The organism is Photobacterium sp. DNB22_13_2, from assembly GCF_052873915.1.
Genome location: NZ_JBNNXU010000010.1, coordinates 1 through 16,291, shown reverse-complemented (window position 1 = coordinate 16,291; position 16,291 = coordinate 1). Strand labels below are relative to the sequence as shown.

The following is a 16,291-nucleotide window of genomic DNA, read 5'->3' as shown; positions in this document are numbered from 1 at the left end:
AAACACACTTAACTAAAGCCCCAGCTCAGTCAGTGCTTGTTTCACCGCCTCGGCTGGAAGGGGAACATAACCATCCTTCTTCACCAGATCCTGCCCTTGGTCCGACAGGATAAAACGAATAAATTCGCTCTCAAGCGGCGGCAATGGACGCTCAGGGTGTTTATTAACATAGACATACAAGTAGCGCGCTAATGGGTAACGGCCACTGGCTGCATTCTCTATGGTCGGCGCAATATAATCGCTTCCTTTGCGGGCAATGGGCAGCGCCCGGATCCCGGTGGTCTGGTAACCTACACCGGAGTAGCCAATAGAATTAAGGGATGTCGATACAGATTGTACAACCGAGGCCGAGCCCGGTTGCTCGTTGACATTATTGCGAAAATCTCCCTGACACAGGGCTTTTTGCTTGAAATAACCATAGGTGCCGGAGACCGAGTTTCGGCCGAAAAGCTGGATCCCTCGCTTTTCCCAACTACCTGTTAGCCCCAACTGTCCCCAGCGGGTGATCGACTGGTTACCGCCACAACGCAAGGTTTGCGAAAAAATGGCATCGAGTTGGCTAAAGTCCAGCCCTTGAAGTGGATTATCCTCGTTAACAAACACCGCCAATGCATCGATTGCAACCCTGATTTCGGTTGGCTTGTAACCATACTCCTGCTCAAAAGCAGCGACTTCCCGTGCCTTCATCTGCCGACTCATCGGCCCGAACTGGGCAGTCGCCTCTATCAAAGCCGTTGGTGCTGTTGATGAACCTGCCGCCTGTACCTGAATATTCACACTCGGGTAAGTACGCTTGAATTCTTCCGACCAATAGGTCATCAGATTGGCAAAAGTGTCCGAACCAGCCGAGGATAAATTACCGGAGATCCCTTTCACTTTTTCATAATGAGGCAATGGACCATGATCGGCCTGAACAGGGCCAGCAACAAAGACTGGCAGAAGAGGTAATACAATAGTGAGCGCTATTTTCTGCCATCGGCTAATAGCTTGCCTGATCCGGTTAATCATTCGGTTATTGTAACTCCTTAAACGACAACAGCGGCCCTTAGGCCGCTGAATACTTTAGCATGTTTCACCGCAATTCGGCGTGCTTTACACTTATGCCGCGTGTGCGATCAAGCGCTGTGGCAAAGTAAATGAGAAAGTACTGCCGACATCCACTTCACTCTCAATCTCAAGGTGTGAGTCGTGATGGCTCAAGGCATGCTTAACAATCGCTAGGCCTAATCCGCTGCCACCAGTCTCACGCGACCGTGCCTTATCAACCCGATAGAAACGCTCGGTCAGGCGGTGAATATGCTGCGGCTCGATACCTTGCCCTTGATCAGTGACCTCCAGTCTCGGACCTGCCGACGTCAGGAACCAGCGTACCTTCACTTCAGCATCCGGCGGTGTATGCTTAACCGCATTGTAGACCAAATTGGAAATCGCACTGCGCAGCTGGTCTTCATCACCCAAAACTTTGAGCGAAGGATCCACTTCAAAAGTAAACAGCTGCTCTTTACCGCCGCTGAGCGAAATGGCCTCTTTTTCCAACACATCTAGCATCGCCGGAACATCAATAGTCTCTTCGAGTTCGATGTTCGGTGCCGCCTCGATTTTCGACAAGGTCAACAACTGCTCGACCAACGAGTTCATCCGGGTCAACTGTTCCGTCATCACCCCATGGGCTTTATCCCACATCGGGCCCACCAGCATTTCTGGGTCTTTCGACATTTCCAGATAGCCTTGTAGCACCGTCATCGGGGTTCTCAGTTCGTGGGATACGTTAGCAAAGAAATTGCGGCGCATACCTTCAAGCTGCTTAACCTGAGAAACATCCCGCACCACCATCAGGTATTCACCTTCGGTGTAATGCATGATCCGTAGCTCAAGAGTACGGTCATAATTGAGCGGCGATGTAATTTCGAGCGGAACCTCAAAAGATTGCTTGCTCAGGTAACGAACAAAGTCCGGGCTCCGGAGCAAGTTACTGATCGGCTGGCCGGCATCGTCAGGCCAACGGAAACCAAGCAGGTGTTGGGCAAGCTTGTTACACCACACGATGTTCCCTTCGCTGCGAAAGACAACAACAGCATCAGGAAGGGATTCCGCACCGTTTCTAAAACGGCGGATCAAGGTTGCCAGCTCTTTGCGACGACGTCGGTTACGTTGCTGCAAACGGTAAATACCATTGAAAAGAGGCTCCCAGCTGCCCGATCCCGAAGGAGGCGTCAGGCTACGCTCTTTCCATAACCAATTAGACATCTTCAGCAGATTATGAAAATGCCAAATCAACTGGATCCATGTTGCGACCAGCAAAAACCAGGGCATATAACCAAATACCCACCCCAGTGCGATCCAAGGCAAGTAGAAAAAGAGTAGTTCCCAGACTAACTTTTTCCACGAAAGCCGTTCTACCATTTATAACTCCGTCACCACGTTACCCGCAGTGCGCCTGCTTTATTGTTACTATTAAAACTAAACTCGGGTCGAGAAACGGTAACCCGCTCCACGCACCGTCTGAACCAATTTATCGTGACCACCAGTCTCTAGTGCTTTACGCAAACGACGAATGTGGACATCAACCGTTCGGTCTTCAACATACACATTGGTACCCCAAACGTTGTTCAGCAGCTGCTCGCGGCTGTATACACGCTCTTGGTGAGTCATGAAGAAGTGAAGCATCTTGAACTCGGTTGGCCCCATGTCCAGCGGTTGTTCGTTAGAGGTCACGCGGTGAGATACCGGATCAAGCTTCAGGCCCTGAACATCAATCACATCGTCCAAAGACGTCGGCGAAACGCGGCGCATTACCGCCTTCAGGCGTGCCATCAACTCTTTCGGCGAAAATGGTTTGGTGATGTAATCATCCGCACCCACTTCCAGCCCACGTACCTTATCTTCTTCCTCGCCACGGGCTGTCAACATAACAACCGGGATCTGACGAGTCATTTCATCGCGCTTCAAGTGCTTGATAAGATTAATTCCTGAGCCACCTGGTAACATCCAATCGAGCAAAATCAGCTCTGGATAAGGTTCGCACAGTTTCTCAAGCGCCATGTCATAATCTTCGGCTTCAACAGCCTGATATCCCTTCTGCTCAAGAACGAAGCAAAGCATCTCGCGAATTGGAGCTTCATCCTCTACAACAAGAATCCGTCTTACCATCGTAGTCAATACCTATTAATTGCTGTCTTTCGGCGCCATTATGTGTGTTAAGTATGACACTTTTGTGACTTTCACGGAGAAATACGTAACTGAACGTATATCATACTGTCATATAGCACTTTGTTGCACTTAACTGCAACATATTGATAAAAAACATGATTAGGGCTACTTCGCTTTCAATGACAAGTAGCCCATACATCAACCTCTTACTTGGATCCGGCTCCGGCCACCACCTTGCGCCTCTACAGAAACCTGTACACCGATACGTTCAACCAAGGTCCCGACATGGGAAATGACCCCGATCTGCCGCCCATCAGCCTGCAAGGCATCAAGGCAGGCCAACGCCATCTCTAGGCTATCGGGATCGAGGGTACCGAACCCTTCATCAATGAACAGCGAGCCCAGCTGGCGGGTATCCGCCGCCAATGACGCTAGCGCCAGAGCAAGAGCCAAAGAGACCAGGAAGCTTTCACCGCCGGATAACGACTCCACGCTACGCACTTCATCGCCCATATCATGGTCAATAACCTGAAGCGCCAACGGGCTACCCGGAACGGGCTGCAACGCATAGCGTGGCGCCAAGTCATGCAAATGTTCGTTGGCCAGTACCACCAATTGCTGCAGGGTCAGCCCCTGAGCCAAGGTACGGAACTTATTACCTGTTGCCGAGCCTATCAGCTCATTCATCTGAAGCCACAGTTCAGTGGTGGCTTGCTGTCTTTTGAGTTGCTCGGTCAACGCCCCGGATTGTAACTCGGCTTGCTCGGCCTGTACCAAGCGCTGCCGGTCCTGGAAGATCTGTTCATCCAACGCCGCCTTATCCGTTTCCCAACCAGCAACAACCGGTGAAGCAACGGGCTCAGCCGCGTCACTTTGATCAAGCTGAATATTGCTATCGTCAATCTCGATACTATGTGCATCCAGCCATTGCTGAGCAATAGTTAACGCCGGTTGATGTTCGACCTCGGCCAGCTCTCGCTCGGACAATACCGTGTTCGCCGCTGCCAACGCTTGCTCCAGCTGTTTCAAGTCTTCACGCTCTTGCGCTAGCCATCCTTCGCTATGGGTCAGCAAGGCGGTCAGCGCCTCATCGGTCAACTCAAATTGCGTCAGCCACTGCATCCACTGTGTTTTCTGCTCAGCCAGAGTCTGTGTAGCATCACTATACTGCTGTTGCATCGCTTTCAAGGCGGCATCCGCCGCTGCCATGGCCTCGCCCGATTGGCGTTGCTGTTGCTGAGCATGGTCCAATGCCAGTTGCTGGTTATGAATTGCCTGCTTGTGATGGTTTTCAACCGCCGCGATATCCTGCTCACCAATGAGCGCTACACGCTGCTGCCACAGCTGCTCTTTTTCCTTGGTCAACGTCGTCATTGCAGCGGTGATTTCCGTACTACGCTGATCGGTATTACGCAGCGCCGTTTGTGCTTCAGCCAACTGCGGTGCTAGCAAGCCTAACTGCTTATCTGCCTCAACCAATGCGGTTTGATTGGTCAAGAACTGCTGTATCTGTGTATGGAGCTGGGTAAAGAAAGCTTCTTCCCCGACATTTTTCAGCTGCACTAACCACGCATCATTACCGTACTGGCCATTCAATGCTTCTGCGCGTGCCGTCAAGATTTCCGTTTGGGTTGCTTGCTGTTGCTCTAGTGACTGCAGGCGGGATTGCCATTGCGTCTCCTTCTGAGCATGGCCATGCAGCTGATCGACTAGCTGGCTCTGGGTCTGTTGTAACTGCTGCCACTGCCGCTCCAGCTGACGCCCTTGCTCAATACTGCGTTGACGCTCCTCACCGGCTTGCTGCAGCTGCTTCAAGACAATATCCACCTGCACGACATCCGCTTGCCATTGTTCAAACAACACGGTTACCCCTGCCAGATCCGATTCAGCCGTTAGCTCCGAAGTGGTTCTATCCGAAGTTGTTTTCTCCGAAACCACTTTTTGGCACAGGGTTACAAAGGCAGGCTCATATTGCTGGTAGACCAGCCCAATCTGCTGCCCCAGAGACTGACGTTCAGCCTCTAGTGCAAGCAAACGCGGCTGTTCAGTTACCTGTAGCTGCTGCAATTGGTTGATTTTCGCTTCCGTTACCTGTTTCTGTTCAGCCAACTCTGTCACTCGCAGTTGCTGGGCCTGCAGCAGCCCTTCAACCACCGGATTGTCTGTGGCATAGGGGTGTTCGAGCGAGCCACACAATGGACAGGCTTCACCGCCTTTCAATTCAGCCCGGTAATCGTCGAGCTGCATCACCGCACGACTTTGCTGCAGCATGCCTTCGGCTTCTTTGTGCTGTGTCGACAACGTTGCCAACTGGGGTACCAAGCTAGCCAAACGCTGCGTAGCATCGACTACACGTTTGGTGCTACCTTGCCATTCCCCATCGGCCTTACTCTGCTGAAGCAATAGCGATTGCCATTCTTTCGCACCAGAAATACCTTGGCGCAAGGTATCACGCCATTGCTGCTTATCTGCGTAATGCCCCCGCTCTTGGGTCTGCTGTACTTCCAGAGCCGCGACATCAAGACTCTGGCGTAGTGCTTCGCAAGCCTGCAGCTGCTGTTGTAGATCATTAGCTTGCTGATCCAATGTCGCTTTACTTTGGGAATGAGTCTGTAGCTCACGTCCAATCTGCTGTTGCTCTTTACGCAAATCGCTATTGGCCCGATGCGCGGCAAGATAGCGTTTCACATTATCTTCGACTGAGGAGGCTTGCTCTGCCAACCGCTTTACATCGTGATGCTGCGTAAAGTAGTCCTGTAACTGTTCAGCTTGCTGCTGATAGCTCTGCTGCGCGTGTTGCAATTGCGCCACGAGTTGTTGTTGCTCTTGCTGGGTATGACGATAATGTTGACACTGTACATTGAGTTCACGCCACTGGTCGTGCAACCCCGATATTTTCTGGTCCCATTTCGTCGCCTCTTTGAGCTTTGATTCAATGGCTTGCCACTGTTGCTCTACGTCTTTGAGTGCCCCCCGCACTGCCACCACTTGCTGCTCAGCTGTTTGATGGCCTTGGGTTTCTGTCGCCAAAGCCGCTGTCGCAGCAGCTAAGCTATCAGTGACTTTTTTGAGCTGTACCTGCGCTTGCTGCAATAATGACAAATCGCGCTGGGCGGGCTGTACCTGCTCAATCAAGGTCAGTTGGGTATACCGTGGCGCCGCGCCGGCTTTTTGCTGGCTTGCGACTGCAGACTGGGTTTTCGCCTGTTCGACACGTGTCGCCAACATGCTCGCTGTCTGCAGTGTCTGCCGATGCTGTTTGAACGCTTGCAGCTGGCTATCGAGTTGTTCCACCTGCAGTTTCAAGGTTGCTACTTGGCTCAGCAGAGCATGTTTTTCTTCATCAGACAGCAGCGCAATATCGCCTAGCTTATCTTGCAATTGCGTTAGGGCTAGCTTCTCTTCACGGGCTCGTTCATACGCGGCAACCGAAAGCTGACCGTAAATTTCACCACCAGTCATGCGCTCCAACAACGCCGCACGATCATCGGCGCCCGCTTTGAGGAAGGCAGCAAATTCACCTTGGGGAAGCATTACCGCCCGACGGAATTGCTCAAAGGTCAAACCAATCAAACGTTCTATTTCGGCTTGAAGCTCTTGTTTCTTCCCTGCAAACCGTTGACCCGTGTCGATATTTTCCAGCCACTGCTCAGCAGCCTGCACACGACCTTCTGCCCGGCCCCGTGCGCGGCGGACATGCCAGTGAGCTCGCCAATGGCTACCGTCATTGGCGACAAAATCGACTTCAGTGTAAGCCTCTGCCTTACCGCGCGATAAGATGCTGCGTACATCGTTGGCTTTGATACGGCTACCGTCACCGTCACGGCCAATTTCGGCATCGTTTTTCTTATTAGATTGCAAACGGGGAATACGGTCGTACAGCGCCAGGCAAATGGCATCAAGCAAGGTCGATTTCCCTGCCCCGGTTTTGCCAGTAATGGCAAACAAGCCAGCTTCACCCAAGCGCCCACCCGCAAAATCTATTTCAAACTGGCTCTGCAGGCTCGCTAGGTTTTCACCACGTAAGGCTATAATTTTCATTGTTTTTCTCCCTCACGTGACGCGGCATCACGATCATTACCCGCCTCATCCTCAACCTGGATCAATAGTTGCTCAAAAGCCGATGCCATCGCAGTATCCGGCTCTCCGTTATATTTTTTCGCCCAACTCAGCGCAAACACTTGCTCAGGGGAAACCTCCGATAAACGACGATGGTTCAAGCCATCCTGCTGCTCTTGCTGCTGATAGTGCGGGGTGATTTTGGCTAAGCGCACCGCTTTGCCTTCTATCGCTAGCATGACTTTTTCACGCAATAACGCCTGAGGCTTATCAAGCAGCACATGCACCTCTAAGAAAGGCTGCTGCTCACGCGGTACGTCTTCAACTTCCAAGGTCTCAAGTTCAGCCAACACCTCGTCCAACGAGGCAGGCTTAGCCGGAACTTTTAGCATATCAACCACACGGGGGATCAATAACGGCTCAATCGCTGTTACCTGCTGGCCCTCGAAATCAACCAATACGACTTGGTGCTTATAGCGGCGTTCAGACATCGACAGCGGTAACGGCGAGCCGCTGTAGCGAATGTGGTCCTGCTTAGTCACCATCTGCGCCAGGTGCAAATGCCCCAGTGCGACATAGTCTATATCGTCGGCAAAAATAGTGGCCGGCAAGGCATGTTGGTTACCACCGAGTACCCTGCGTTCAGACATTTCCGACAATTTTCCCGACGCCATGTAAGCGTGCCCCATTCCGATCAAGGCTTGATCCGGTTGCTGTAACCGGCGTGCGGCATCACTCACCTCGCCATACAGGGTTTCGACGCCTTTGATAAGGCGGTCTTCCTCTTCATCCAAATCTTCGGTACGAAGATCGGCACTGCGCAAGAAAGGTACCGCCAATACCCACGCGGCTTGCTGACCCGCCTTGTTGGTCAGCGGGACCAGCATTCGCTCGGTATCCAACTCACCATCGGCAAGGCGGTGAACACCACCGACAATATGTAAGTCAAACGCCTTGAGTAGCTCATGCGGGGCATCGAGCTTACTAGGGGAATCGTGATTGCCACCAATCATCACCACGTTCAAAGCCGGCATGCTTTTCGCCATACGAGCCAAGAAACGGTACAGCATCCGCCACGCACTCGCCGGCGGGTTAGCGGTATCAAAAATATCACCAGCGACCAGCAGGGCATCTATCTGCTCCTGCTCAAGGGTCTGCGCCAGCCAATCAAGAAATGCCTGATGCTCAAAATCGCGGTTATAGCCATGCAGCTGGTGACCCAGATGCCAATCGGAGGTATGAAGGATCTTCATTGCGGTCAATATGCCGTGCTGGAAAAACTGTTCCGAATTGTACCGCACTTTGTGATATGCCCAAGCAGCAGAGCACGAAAACTTAAGACAAAAGCCAACCAATGCAATAAGATTGACAGCCAAATGCACAACCAAGGATTTGTAACAGCCATGATGTGGTTTAAAAACGTACTTACCTATCGCTTCAGCCGCGAGATCGACCTCAATCCTGACCAACTGGAAAAGCAGCTTGAAGAATTCCGCTTCACTCCTTGTGGTAGCCAGGATCAGCAAAAATTTGGTTGGGTCCATGCTCTGGGTAAGCACGGCGATATGTTCACCCATGTGATTGGTGACAACATCCTGATTTGTGCGCGCAAAGAAGAAAAAATGCTACCAGCTTCAGTGATCAAAGAAACATTGAATGAGAAGGTGGACGCCCAAGAACTTGAACAAGGCCGCAAGCTAAAGAAAAGCGAAAAAGACACCATCAAGGATGAAATCGTGATGGATCTTCTACCTCGCGCCTTCAGCCGCAAGAGCCAAACCTACGCGCTGATCATGCCAAAAGAAGGCTATGTCTTGGTTGATGCGGGTAGCTTCAAAAAAGCCGAAGATATGCTGGCACTGCTGCGTAAGTCTATCGGTAGCCTGCCGGTTATTCCGGTAACACCAGAGAAGCCCGCAGAGCTAACCATGACCGAGTGGGTTCGTTCGAACACATCTCCAGACGGCTTCACTATTGGTGAAGAAGCCGAGTTGAAAGCAATTCTGGAAGACGGCGGTGTGATCCGCTGTAAGCAGCAGGACCTGTCGAGCGATGAAATAATGGCCCACATCGAAGCCGATAAGTTAGTGACCAAGTTGTCTATCAACTGGCAGGACCGCATTGATTTTGTCCTTGGCGACGACCTGTCAATCAAGCGCCTGAAGTTCTCGGACGAGCTGAAAGATCAAAATGAAGACATCGACCGTGACGAGATGGCTGTGCGTATTGATGCCGATCTTTCTCTGATGGCTGGTGAGTTTTCCGCTTTCCTACCGAACCTATTCGAAGTCCTTGGCGGCCTTGAAGCCAAAGGCTAACAGCCTGTAACAATGATGGTGGCACTATCTCTATTAGTGCCACATTTTCCTTTCGCTTGGCTTCACCACCTCCGACCGAAGTACACACCACACTATTAGCCAAGTCCCCCCACAAAGCCATCTCACCGATCCAGTCAATTTGCCATTTACAGCCACAAGCCACGAAACTTCCCCTGTTTACTGAGTTAGCATTGCTATTGAGGGGTAGATCACAGTAAAATCCCGCCTCAACTCCGTATCCCCCTGCGATACGGCCTGATTTGCAATCAGACACTGGAATTTAAGAGCTATGTTTAAACCTGAATTGTTATCGCCTGCGGGCAGCCTTAAGAACATGCGTTACGCATTCGCCTATGGTGCAGATGCAGTCTACGCCGGCCAACCACGTTACAGCCTTCGTGTCCGTAACAACGAATTCAACCATGAGAACCTGAAGATCGGTATCGACGAAGCTCATGCTCAAGGCAAAAAGCTTTACGTGGTATGTAACATTCAGCCACATAACTCTAAACTGAAAACCTTCATCCGCGATTTGAAACCTATCGTAGAAATGGGCCCTGACGCACTTATCATGTCAGATCCTGGCCTTATCATGATGGTTCGTGAAAACTTCCCAGAGATGCCAATTCACCTATCCGTTCAGGCTAATGCCGTTAACTGGGCTACCGTGAAATTCTGGTCCACGCAAGGTGTCGAGCGTGTCATCCTGTCTCGTGAACTTTCGCTAGAAGAAATCGAAGAGATCCGTGAACACTGCCCGGAAACCGAGCTGGAAATATTCGTTCACGGCGCACTCTGCATGGCTTACTCTGGTCGTTGCTTGCTATCTGGCTACATCAACAAGCGTGACCCTAACCAGGGTACCTGCACCAATGCTTGCCGTTGGGAATACAAAACAGAGAAAGCCACTGAAAACGATGCCGGTCAGATTGTTGAAGTACAAGATGCCAGTGTTCAGGTGCAAGAAGCTGAAGAGCGCCCAGACAATACATTGGGTCTTGGCAAGCCAACTGACGAAGTCGTACTCCTAAGTGAAGCACACCGCCCAGAAGAAAAAATGGCCGCTTTCGAAGACGAGCACGGCACATACATCATGAACTCGAAAGATCTGCGTGCTATCCAGCACGTTGAGCGTTTGACCAAGATGGGTGTCCACTCTCTGAAAATCGAAGGCCGTACCAAATCTTTCTACTACTGTGCACGTACTGCACAGGTTTACCGCAAAGCGATTGATGACGCGGTTGCCGGCAAGCCATTTGACGAAAGTTTGATGGGTACCCTGGAGAGCCTTGCTCACCGTGGTTACACCGAAGGCTTCCTGCGCCGCCACACGCACGATGCTTACCAGAACTATGACTACGGCTACTCAATTTCTGACAGCCAGCAGTTCGTGGGCGAGTTCACCGGCAAACGCCGTGGTGACTTGGCCGAAGTCGAAGTGAAGAACAAGTTCATCGTGGGTGACAGCCTAGAAGTCATGACTCCGCAGGGCAACGTGATCTTCACCCTTGAAGCGATGGAGAACCGCAAATCTGAAGTGATTGATGATGCCAAAGGTAACGGCCACTTCGTGTTCATTCCTGTCCCACAAGACATGAATCTAGAATACGCATTGCTGATGCGTAACCTAAACTCAGGTGAAAACACCCGTAACCCACACGCACCTAAAGACGGTAAATAATCGCCATGGCGTTATTGATCACCCAAAAGTGCATTAACTGTGACATGTGTGATCCCGAGTGTCCAAACGAGGCGATCGTCATGGGGGCCGAAATCTACGAGATCGACCCCGACAAATGTACCGAGTGTAAAGGGCACTATGACAAGCCGACCTGTCAGTCGGTATGTCCTATCACCAACTGTATCATTACCGATCCTGACAACGTCGAAACAGACGAAGCCCTGTTCGAAAAGTTTGTTACCCTTCAAGGATTGGCTTAACGAAAAAAGCGCCGTAAGGCGCTTTTTTTGTATCTTTATCCTAACTAATTATCCCTCAACTGGCGTCCGCAACAAGGCCACACATTGTGATGGCGGAATAGGCTTTGGCTTAGGCTTTTTCTTCACCTTAGCCACCTTTTCTTTCTTCGGTTTTGGCTTAGGTTTCCAGGAAGCAAGCTCTGCTCCACATCCATCACCTGTCGGCGGTGATTGTTGCGCTTTACAGTTACTGTCGCCATCAGGGCAATGGAGCCTGACATGGAAATGGTAATAATGCCCCCACCATGGTCTGACTTTTTGCAACCATGTCCGGTCTGTCCACTCGCGCTGGCATAGCTGTTCTTTGATCACCGGATGGACAAATATCCGTGCGACCCGCTCGTCGGCGGCTGCCAGCTGTACCATCAGGGCTTGCTTATCACCCCAGTTCTTCTTGTTGATTTTATACTGCTTGATGTGCACCATCGGCAGCGGCTGGACATCAATCAGCTCCGTCTCGTTTAGCGGACGTTCTCCGAGCTTGAGCCAGATATCCGCATCTAACCCGGTCTGGTGACTGGCATGGCCAGACGAAAAACGCCCACCACGAGGCATCGCAATATCACCGACCAGCAATTGGCCAAGCTCTAGCTGATGGACGCTTTTAGACAAATCATGCAAAAAACGAATCATCGATTCATGGCCGTAAAACCGCCCCCGCTGGGAGCGCATAACCTGATAGCCATCTCCCTCCAACGGCAGAGGCTCAGCCCCTGCCAAGCAACCGTTATTGTAAGTACCGATAGACTCCGACTGGCCTTGTGTCGGCGCTTTTACTTTTTCCCATGGGCTGGCAGCTACCGGCAAGCCCAGCGCGAGCCCCAACAACAGCACAAAAAAGTACCTCATGACTGATCCTTTTGTCTTTATTTTCTTGCTCTCTTCAGCATAGCAAGCAATAAAAAAGCTGCCCGTAGGCAGCTTGATCATTTGGGATCGAAAAGCAAAAACACGATCTTTATTTCATTTGCTGATCCAAGTTCAAAATGGTCAGAGCATTACTGACGCTGGTTGCCAACACATCGACAACACCAGATCGTAATGCCCCGAGCAAGGCCAACGCCTTACTGTTCTCCGCAGCGGTCACCACCACGGTAGGTATATGCCTGAGCTCTTCCATACTAAGCCCAATCACCCTGTCGCTCATCATGGTATCGGCACGTCGACCTTGGCTATCGAAAAAGTCGTAACCGGCTATATCACCAACCACGCCTTTACGGATCCTCGCCTCGACAATTTCCTGCGGGGTAAACCAGCCCAGCTTAACCATATGACTGTTTTCATTCATGTCCCCGACACCGACCAAGGCCACATCAGCCCGGCGTGCACGATCAAGGGTCTCCTTCACCGTGCCATTCTTCATGAAGGCTTCTCTTACCGTGATATCTTCCACGTAGGCCGGTGCATAAAGGGTTTCACTGATCCCGTCATATTTCTTTGCCAACAGACGGCAGATATGGTCAGCATTAATCGCATTACCGGAACGATGAGTACCGCCAATACCAGACACAAAACGGCACTTGCGGTGGGGGACAACCCCTACATGGCTGGCAATGGAAGCAATATTACGTCCCTGCCCCACGGTCACCACCATATCATCGGTCAATATCGAGGACAGGTAGCTAGACACTAAGCTTGCCACCTGCTGACGCTGGCTTTCGTCATCAGGCTGGTCAAGGGCTATCAGTGCTCGCTTCAGGTTGAAACGCTCAACCAACTGCTGCTCCAGTTTCTCGCTGAATACCGGGTGGTACTTCACGGTGATTTCGACCACGCCTTCATCTCTGGCGCGGCGAAGCAAACGGCCGACTTTGGCTCTCGACATCCCGAACATCTTGGAGATCTCTTCCTGCGTTGCCCCATCCTGATAGTAAGCGATGGCTATCTCGGTAAGCTTGTCGCTGTCAACGTGGGTGGTGTCATTCTGGGGCGCTGTCATGGCCATACCTTTGTTACAAATAGGGTTAAAACTGAATAGCTATTTTAGCGGTTATCGGAAAAGACAGCGAGTACCAACCCCAGACAGCCCGTAGAAATGAGACTTTGCCCTTCATCCAGCTTATACAAATAGCTTTTAAAGCAATATGTTCCTAAAGCTAAAAAGACTACCCATTTAACTTTGGCAGCCAACGCAGAAAAGGCATACCTCTAATCAGATCTAGCCGCAGGGGTATAACCATTATCAAAAATATAACTTGAATCGGTATAGCAAAGGACACCGTATTGATCTTGAAGCCAATACACTTTAATTCCTGATCCCTTCGGCAAATCACCGCTTAGATTCACATTCAAAGTGAAATACAGACACTGCTTTTCAACGAACTCAAACGCCACGTCGAGAAAATCAAAATATCGTCCAACTTGCGGGAAAAGAGCTTTAAAAATTGCTTCTTTGGCTGAAAATAGCAAAGTGTTTAGTAGCCTATCTTCCAATGGTATTTCATTAATTTTCTGTTTTTCAGCCTGATCTATCACCATACCAACAAAGCTCTGATAAATATCCGGTTCAATCAATCTCTCGATATCTAGACCAATACCGGCATCGGGAGCGTTATTTAAAGCAACGACACACACCGCATATCCCTTGCTATGGCTAATACTGCCAACCACACCTTGTGGCCAAAGGGGCTCCCGTGACGCTCCTCGTCCAACATATACAGCATGATAATCAAGTTGCTGTAATGCCGATTTAGCCAAATACCGACCGGCCAAATACTCAGCTTGGCGCTTATATACAGATCTCGCTATTTCATCAGGACACCTCACCCCAAAGTGCTCGAACTGCGAATGCTCAAATTCACTCGACTCGAATTGACAGATTTCGCAGTAAGCCTCCAAATGTGGCAGTACCAATTCCTGTTTGTTATATATAAAAGACATTCCATTACTATCCACTTTATAACGCCACAGCCGATAGTAACAAAGAAGCAAACTATTGATCATAAAGACCATTGTAATAAATACTAAAAAGCCCAGCCTTTCGACTGACCTCTTAATAAATGGCGGAGCTGCTGGGCTTGTGCACAAGTGGGATTCATTCGACCGCAGGGTGAAGATAATATCCAGACGTAAAAAAGCCCAAGCATTTCTGCTTGGGCTTAGTATAAGTGGCGGAGCGGACGGGACTCGAACCCGCGACCCCCGGCGTGACAGGCCGGTATTCTAACCAACTGAACTACCGCTCCACACGGTGATAGACACTTTCGTCTCTATCCGATATCCGTCGTTCAATACGTATATCTAAATTGGGAGCCTGGCGATGTCCTACTCTCACATGGGGAGACCCCACACTACCATCGGCGCTATTACGTTTCACTACTGAGTTCGGCATGGGATCAGGTGGGTCCATAATGCTATGGTCGCCAAGCAAATTCTTTTGAATACATTCCGCTGGCTATAAAGCCCGCTAGCTACGTTAAGTTGCTCTCTCGCTCGGTCATTTAGCAGGCTAAACTCCCTTACTCGACTCACAACTTGTCTTGCTATCGAACTTTATCCCGGCGCTACCTCTGGTAGGCGGAATATCTTCATAATCTGGGAAAATCTGACTAGGTTCTCAACACTCATTCAAGTGCTCATGGAGTCCGTAAAAACCCCTTGGGTGTTGTATGGTTAAGCCTCACGGGCAATTAGTACAGGTTAGCTCAACGCCTCACAGCGCTTACACACCCTGCCTATCTACGTCGTAGTCTTCAACAACCCTTTAGGAACCTTATAGGTTCAGGGATGACTCATCTCGAGGCTCGCTTCCCGCTTAGATGCTTTCAGCGGTTATCGATTCCGAACTTAGCTACCGGGCAATGCGTCTGGCGACACAACCCGAACACCAGAGGTTCGTCCACTCCGGTCCTCTCGTACTAGGAGCAGCCCCTCTCAATCATCCAACGCCCACGGCAGATAGGGACCGAACTGTCTCACGACGTTCTAAACCCAGCTCGCGTACCACTTTAAATGGCGAACAGCCATACCCTTGGGACCGACTTCAGCCCCAGGATGTGATGAGCCGACATCGAGGTGCCAAACACCGCCGTCGATATGAACTCTTGGGCGGTATCAGCCTGTTATCCCCGGAGTACCTTTTATCCGTTGAGCGATGGCCCTTCCATACAGAACCACCGGATCACTATGACCTGCTTTCGCACCTGCTCGAATTGTCATTCTCGCAGTCAAGCGGGCTTATGCCATTGCACTAACCTCACGATGTCCGACCGTGATTAGCCCACCTTCGTGCTCCTCCGTTACGCTTTGGGAGGAGACCGCCCCAGTCAAACTACCCACCAGGCACTGTCCGCACCCCGGATAACGGGGCGACGTTAGAACATCAAAACTACAAGGGTGGTATTTCAAGGACGGCTCCACCATATCTAGCGACATGGTTTCAAAGCCTCCCACCTATCCTACACATGTAGGTTCAATGTTCAGTGCCAAGCTGTAGTAAAGGTTCACGGGGTCTTTCCGTCTAGCCGCGGGTACGCAGCATCTTCACTGCGATTTCAATTTCACTGAGTCTCGGGTGGAGACAGCGTGGCCATCATTACGCCATTCGTGCAGGTCGGAACTTACCCGACAAGGAATTTCGCTACCTTAGGACCGTTATAGTTACGGCCGCCGTTTACCGGGGCTTCGATCAAGAGCTTCGACCGAAGTCTAACCCCATCAATTAACCTTCCGGCACCGGGCAGGCGTCACACCGTATACGTCATCTTTCGATTTTGCACAGTGCTGTGTTTTTAATAAACAGTTGCAGCCACCTGGTATCTGCGACTGCCAGCAGCTGAGGGAGC

11 protein-coding genes, 1 tRNA gene and 2 rRNA genes are annotated in these 16,291 nt (G+C 50.9%); 3 read left to right on the top strand and 11 right to left on the bottom strand.

Features of this window, described 5'->3' with window-relative positions; all coding sequences use genetic code 11:
* Nucleotides 1-12: 12 nt before the first annotated feature.
* The 5 genes from ACVA58_RS15240 to ACVA58_RS15220 all read right to left on the bottom strand — a co-directional run bounded on the left by ACVA58_RS15240 (nt 13) and on the right by ACVA58_RS15220 (nt 8,462).
* Nucleotides 13-1,008: a PstS family phosphate ABC transporter substrate-binding protein gene (locus ACVA58_RS15240; protein WP_446511274.1), complete on the bottom strand. Its 996-nt coding sequence runs from the start codon at nt 1,006-1,008 to the stop codon at nt 13-15.
* A 90-nt stretch (nt 1,009-1,098) separates the two neighbouring features.
* Complete coding sequence (gene phoR / locus ACVA58_RS15235) at nt 1,099-2,403, bottom strand: phosphate regulon sensor histidine kinase PhoR (RefSeq protein WP_446511273.1); 1,305 nt, start codon at nt 2,401-2,403, stop codon at nt 1,099-1,101.
* A 57-nt stretch (nt 2,404-2,460) separates the two neighbouring features.
* Nucleotides 2,461-3,150: a phosphate regulon transcriptional regulator PhoB gene (gene phoB / locus ACVA58_RS15230; protein ID WP_107350498.1), complete on the bottom strand. Its 690-nt coding sequence runs from the start codon at nt 3,148-3,150 to the stop codon at nt 2,461-2,463.
* A gap of 198 nt (nt 3,151-3,348) precedes the next feature.
* Nucleotides 3,349-7,191: an AAA family ATPase gene (locus ACVA58_RS15225; RefSeq protein ID WP_446511272.1), complete on the bottom strand. Its 3,843-nt coding sequence runs from the start codon at nt 7,189-7,191 to the stop codon at nt 3,349-3,351.
* Nucleotides 7,188-8,462, bottom strand: a complete 1,275-nt coding sequence (locus ACVA58_RS15220) for an exonuclease SbcCD subunit D C-terminal domain-containing protein (RefSeq protein ID WP_446511421.1) — start codon at nt 8,460-8,462, stop codon at nt 7,188-7,190. The genes ACVA58_RS15225 and ACVA58_RS15220 overlap by 4 nt, the downstream gene beginning before the upstream one ends.
* Nucleotides 8,463-8,615: 153 nt before the next feature.
* On the opposite strand from ACVA58_RS15220, the gene rdgC reads away from it, so the two are divergent.
* The 3 genes from rdgC to ACVA58_RS15205 all read left to right on the top strand — a co-directional run bounded on the left by rdgC (nt 8,616) and on the right by ACVA58_RS15205 (nt 11,468).
* Nucleotides 8,616-9,527 carry a recombination-associated protein RdgC gene (rdgC, locus tag ACVA58_RS15215; protein WP_446511420.1) on the top strand — a complete coding sequence of 304 codons (912 nt, stop codon included), beginning with the start codon at nt 8,616-8,618 and terminating at the stop codon, nt 9,525-9,527.
* Between the two features lie 289 nt (nt 9,528-9,816).
* A complete protein-coding gene (gene trhP / locus ACVA58_RS15210; protein WP_446511271.1) occupies nt 9,817-11,208 on the top strand; it encodes a prephenate-dependent tRNA uridine(34) hydroxylase TrhP in 1,392 nt (463 codons plus the stop codon).
* 5 nt (nt 11,209-11,213) lie between these two features.
* Entirely contained in the window at nt 11,214-11,468 is a 255-nt protein-coding gene (locus ACVA58_RS15205) for a YfhL family 4Fe-4S dicluster ferredoxin (protein ID WP_446511270.1), read from the top strand.
* Between the two features lie 48 nt (nt 11,469-11,516).
* Here the strand turns inward: ACVA58_RS15205 and mepA are convergent, their stop codons facing one another.
* The 6 genes from mepA to ACVA58_RS15175 all read right to left on the bottom strand — a co-directional run.
* The gene (gene mepA / locus ACVA58_RS15200) at nt 11,517-12,356 is read right to left on the bottom strand and encodes a penicillin-insensitive murein endopeptidase (RefSeq protein WP_446511269.1); all 840 of its coding nucleotides are present in this window, start codon (nt 12,354-12,356) and stop codon (nt 11,517-11,519) included.
* A 109-nt stretch (nt 12,357-12,465) separates the two neighbouring features.
* Nucleotides 12,466-13,446 carry a sugar-binding transcriptional regulator gene (locus ACVA58_RS15195; protein WP_446511268.1) on the bottom strand — a complete coding sequence of 327 codons (981 nt, stop codon included), beginning with the start codon at nt 13,444-13,446 and terminating at the stop codon, nt 12,466-12,468.
* Between the two features lie 209 nt (nt 13,447-13,655).
* Nucleotides 13,656-14,387 (bottom strand): 4'-phosphopantetheinyl transferase family protein, encoded by a 732-nt coding sequence (locus tag ACVA58_RS15190; protein ID WP_446511267.1) that lies wholly within the window; start codon nt 14,385-14,387, stop codon nt 13,656-13,658.
* 228 nt (nt 14,388-14,615) lie between these two features.
* A tRNA-Asp gene (locus ACVA58_RS15185) sits at nt 14,616-14,692 on the bottom strand.
* A gap of 66 nt (nt 14,693-14,758) precedes the next feature.
* Nucleotides 14,759-14,874, bottom strand: a 5S ribosomal RNA gene (gene rrf / locus ACVA58_RS15180).
* Between the two features lie 241 nt (nt 14,875-15,115).
* A 23S ribosomal RNA gene (locus tag ACVA58_RS15175) occupies nt 15,116-16,291 on the bottom strand; the annotation flags it as partial.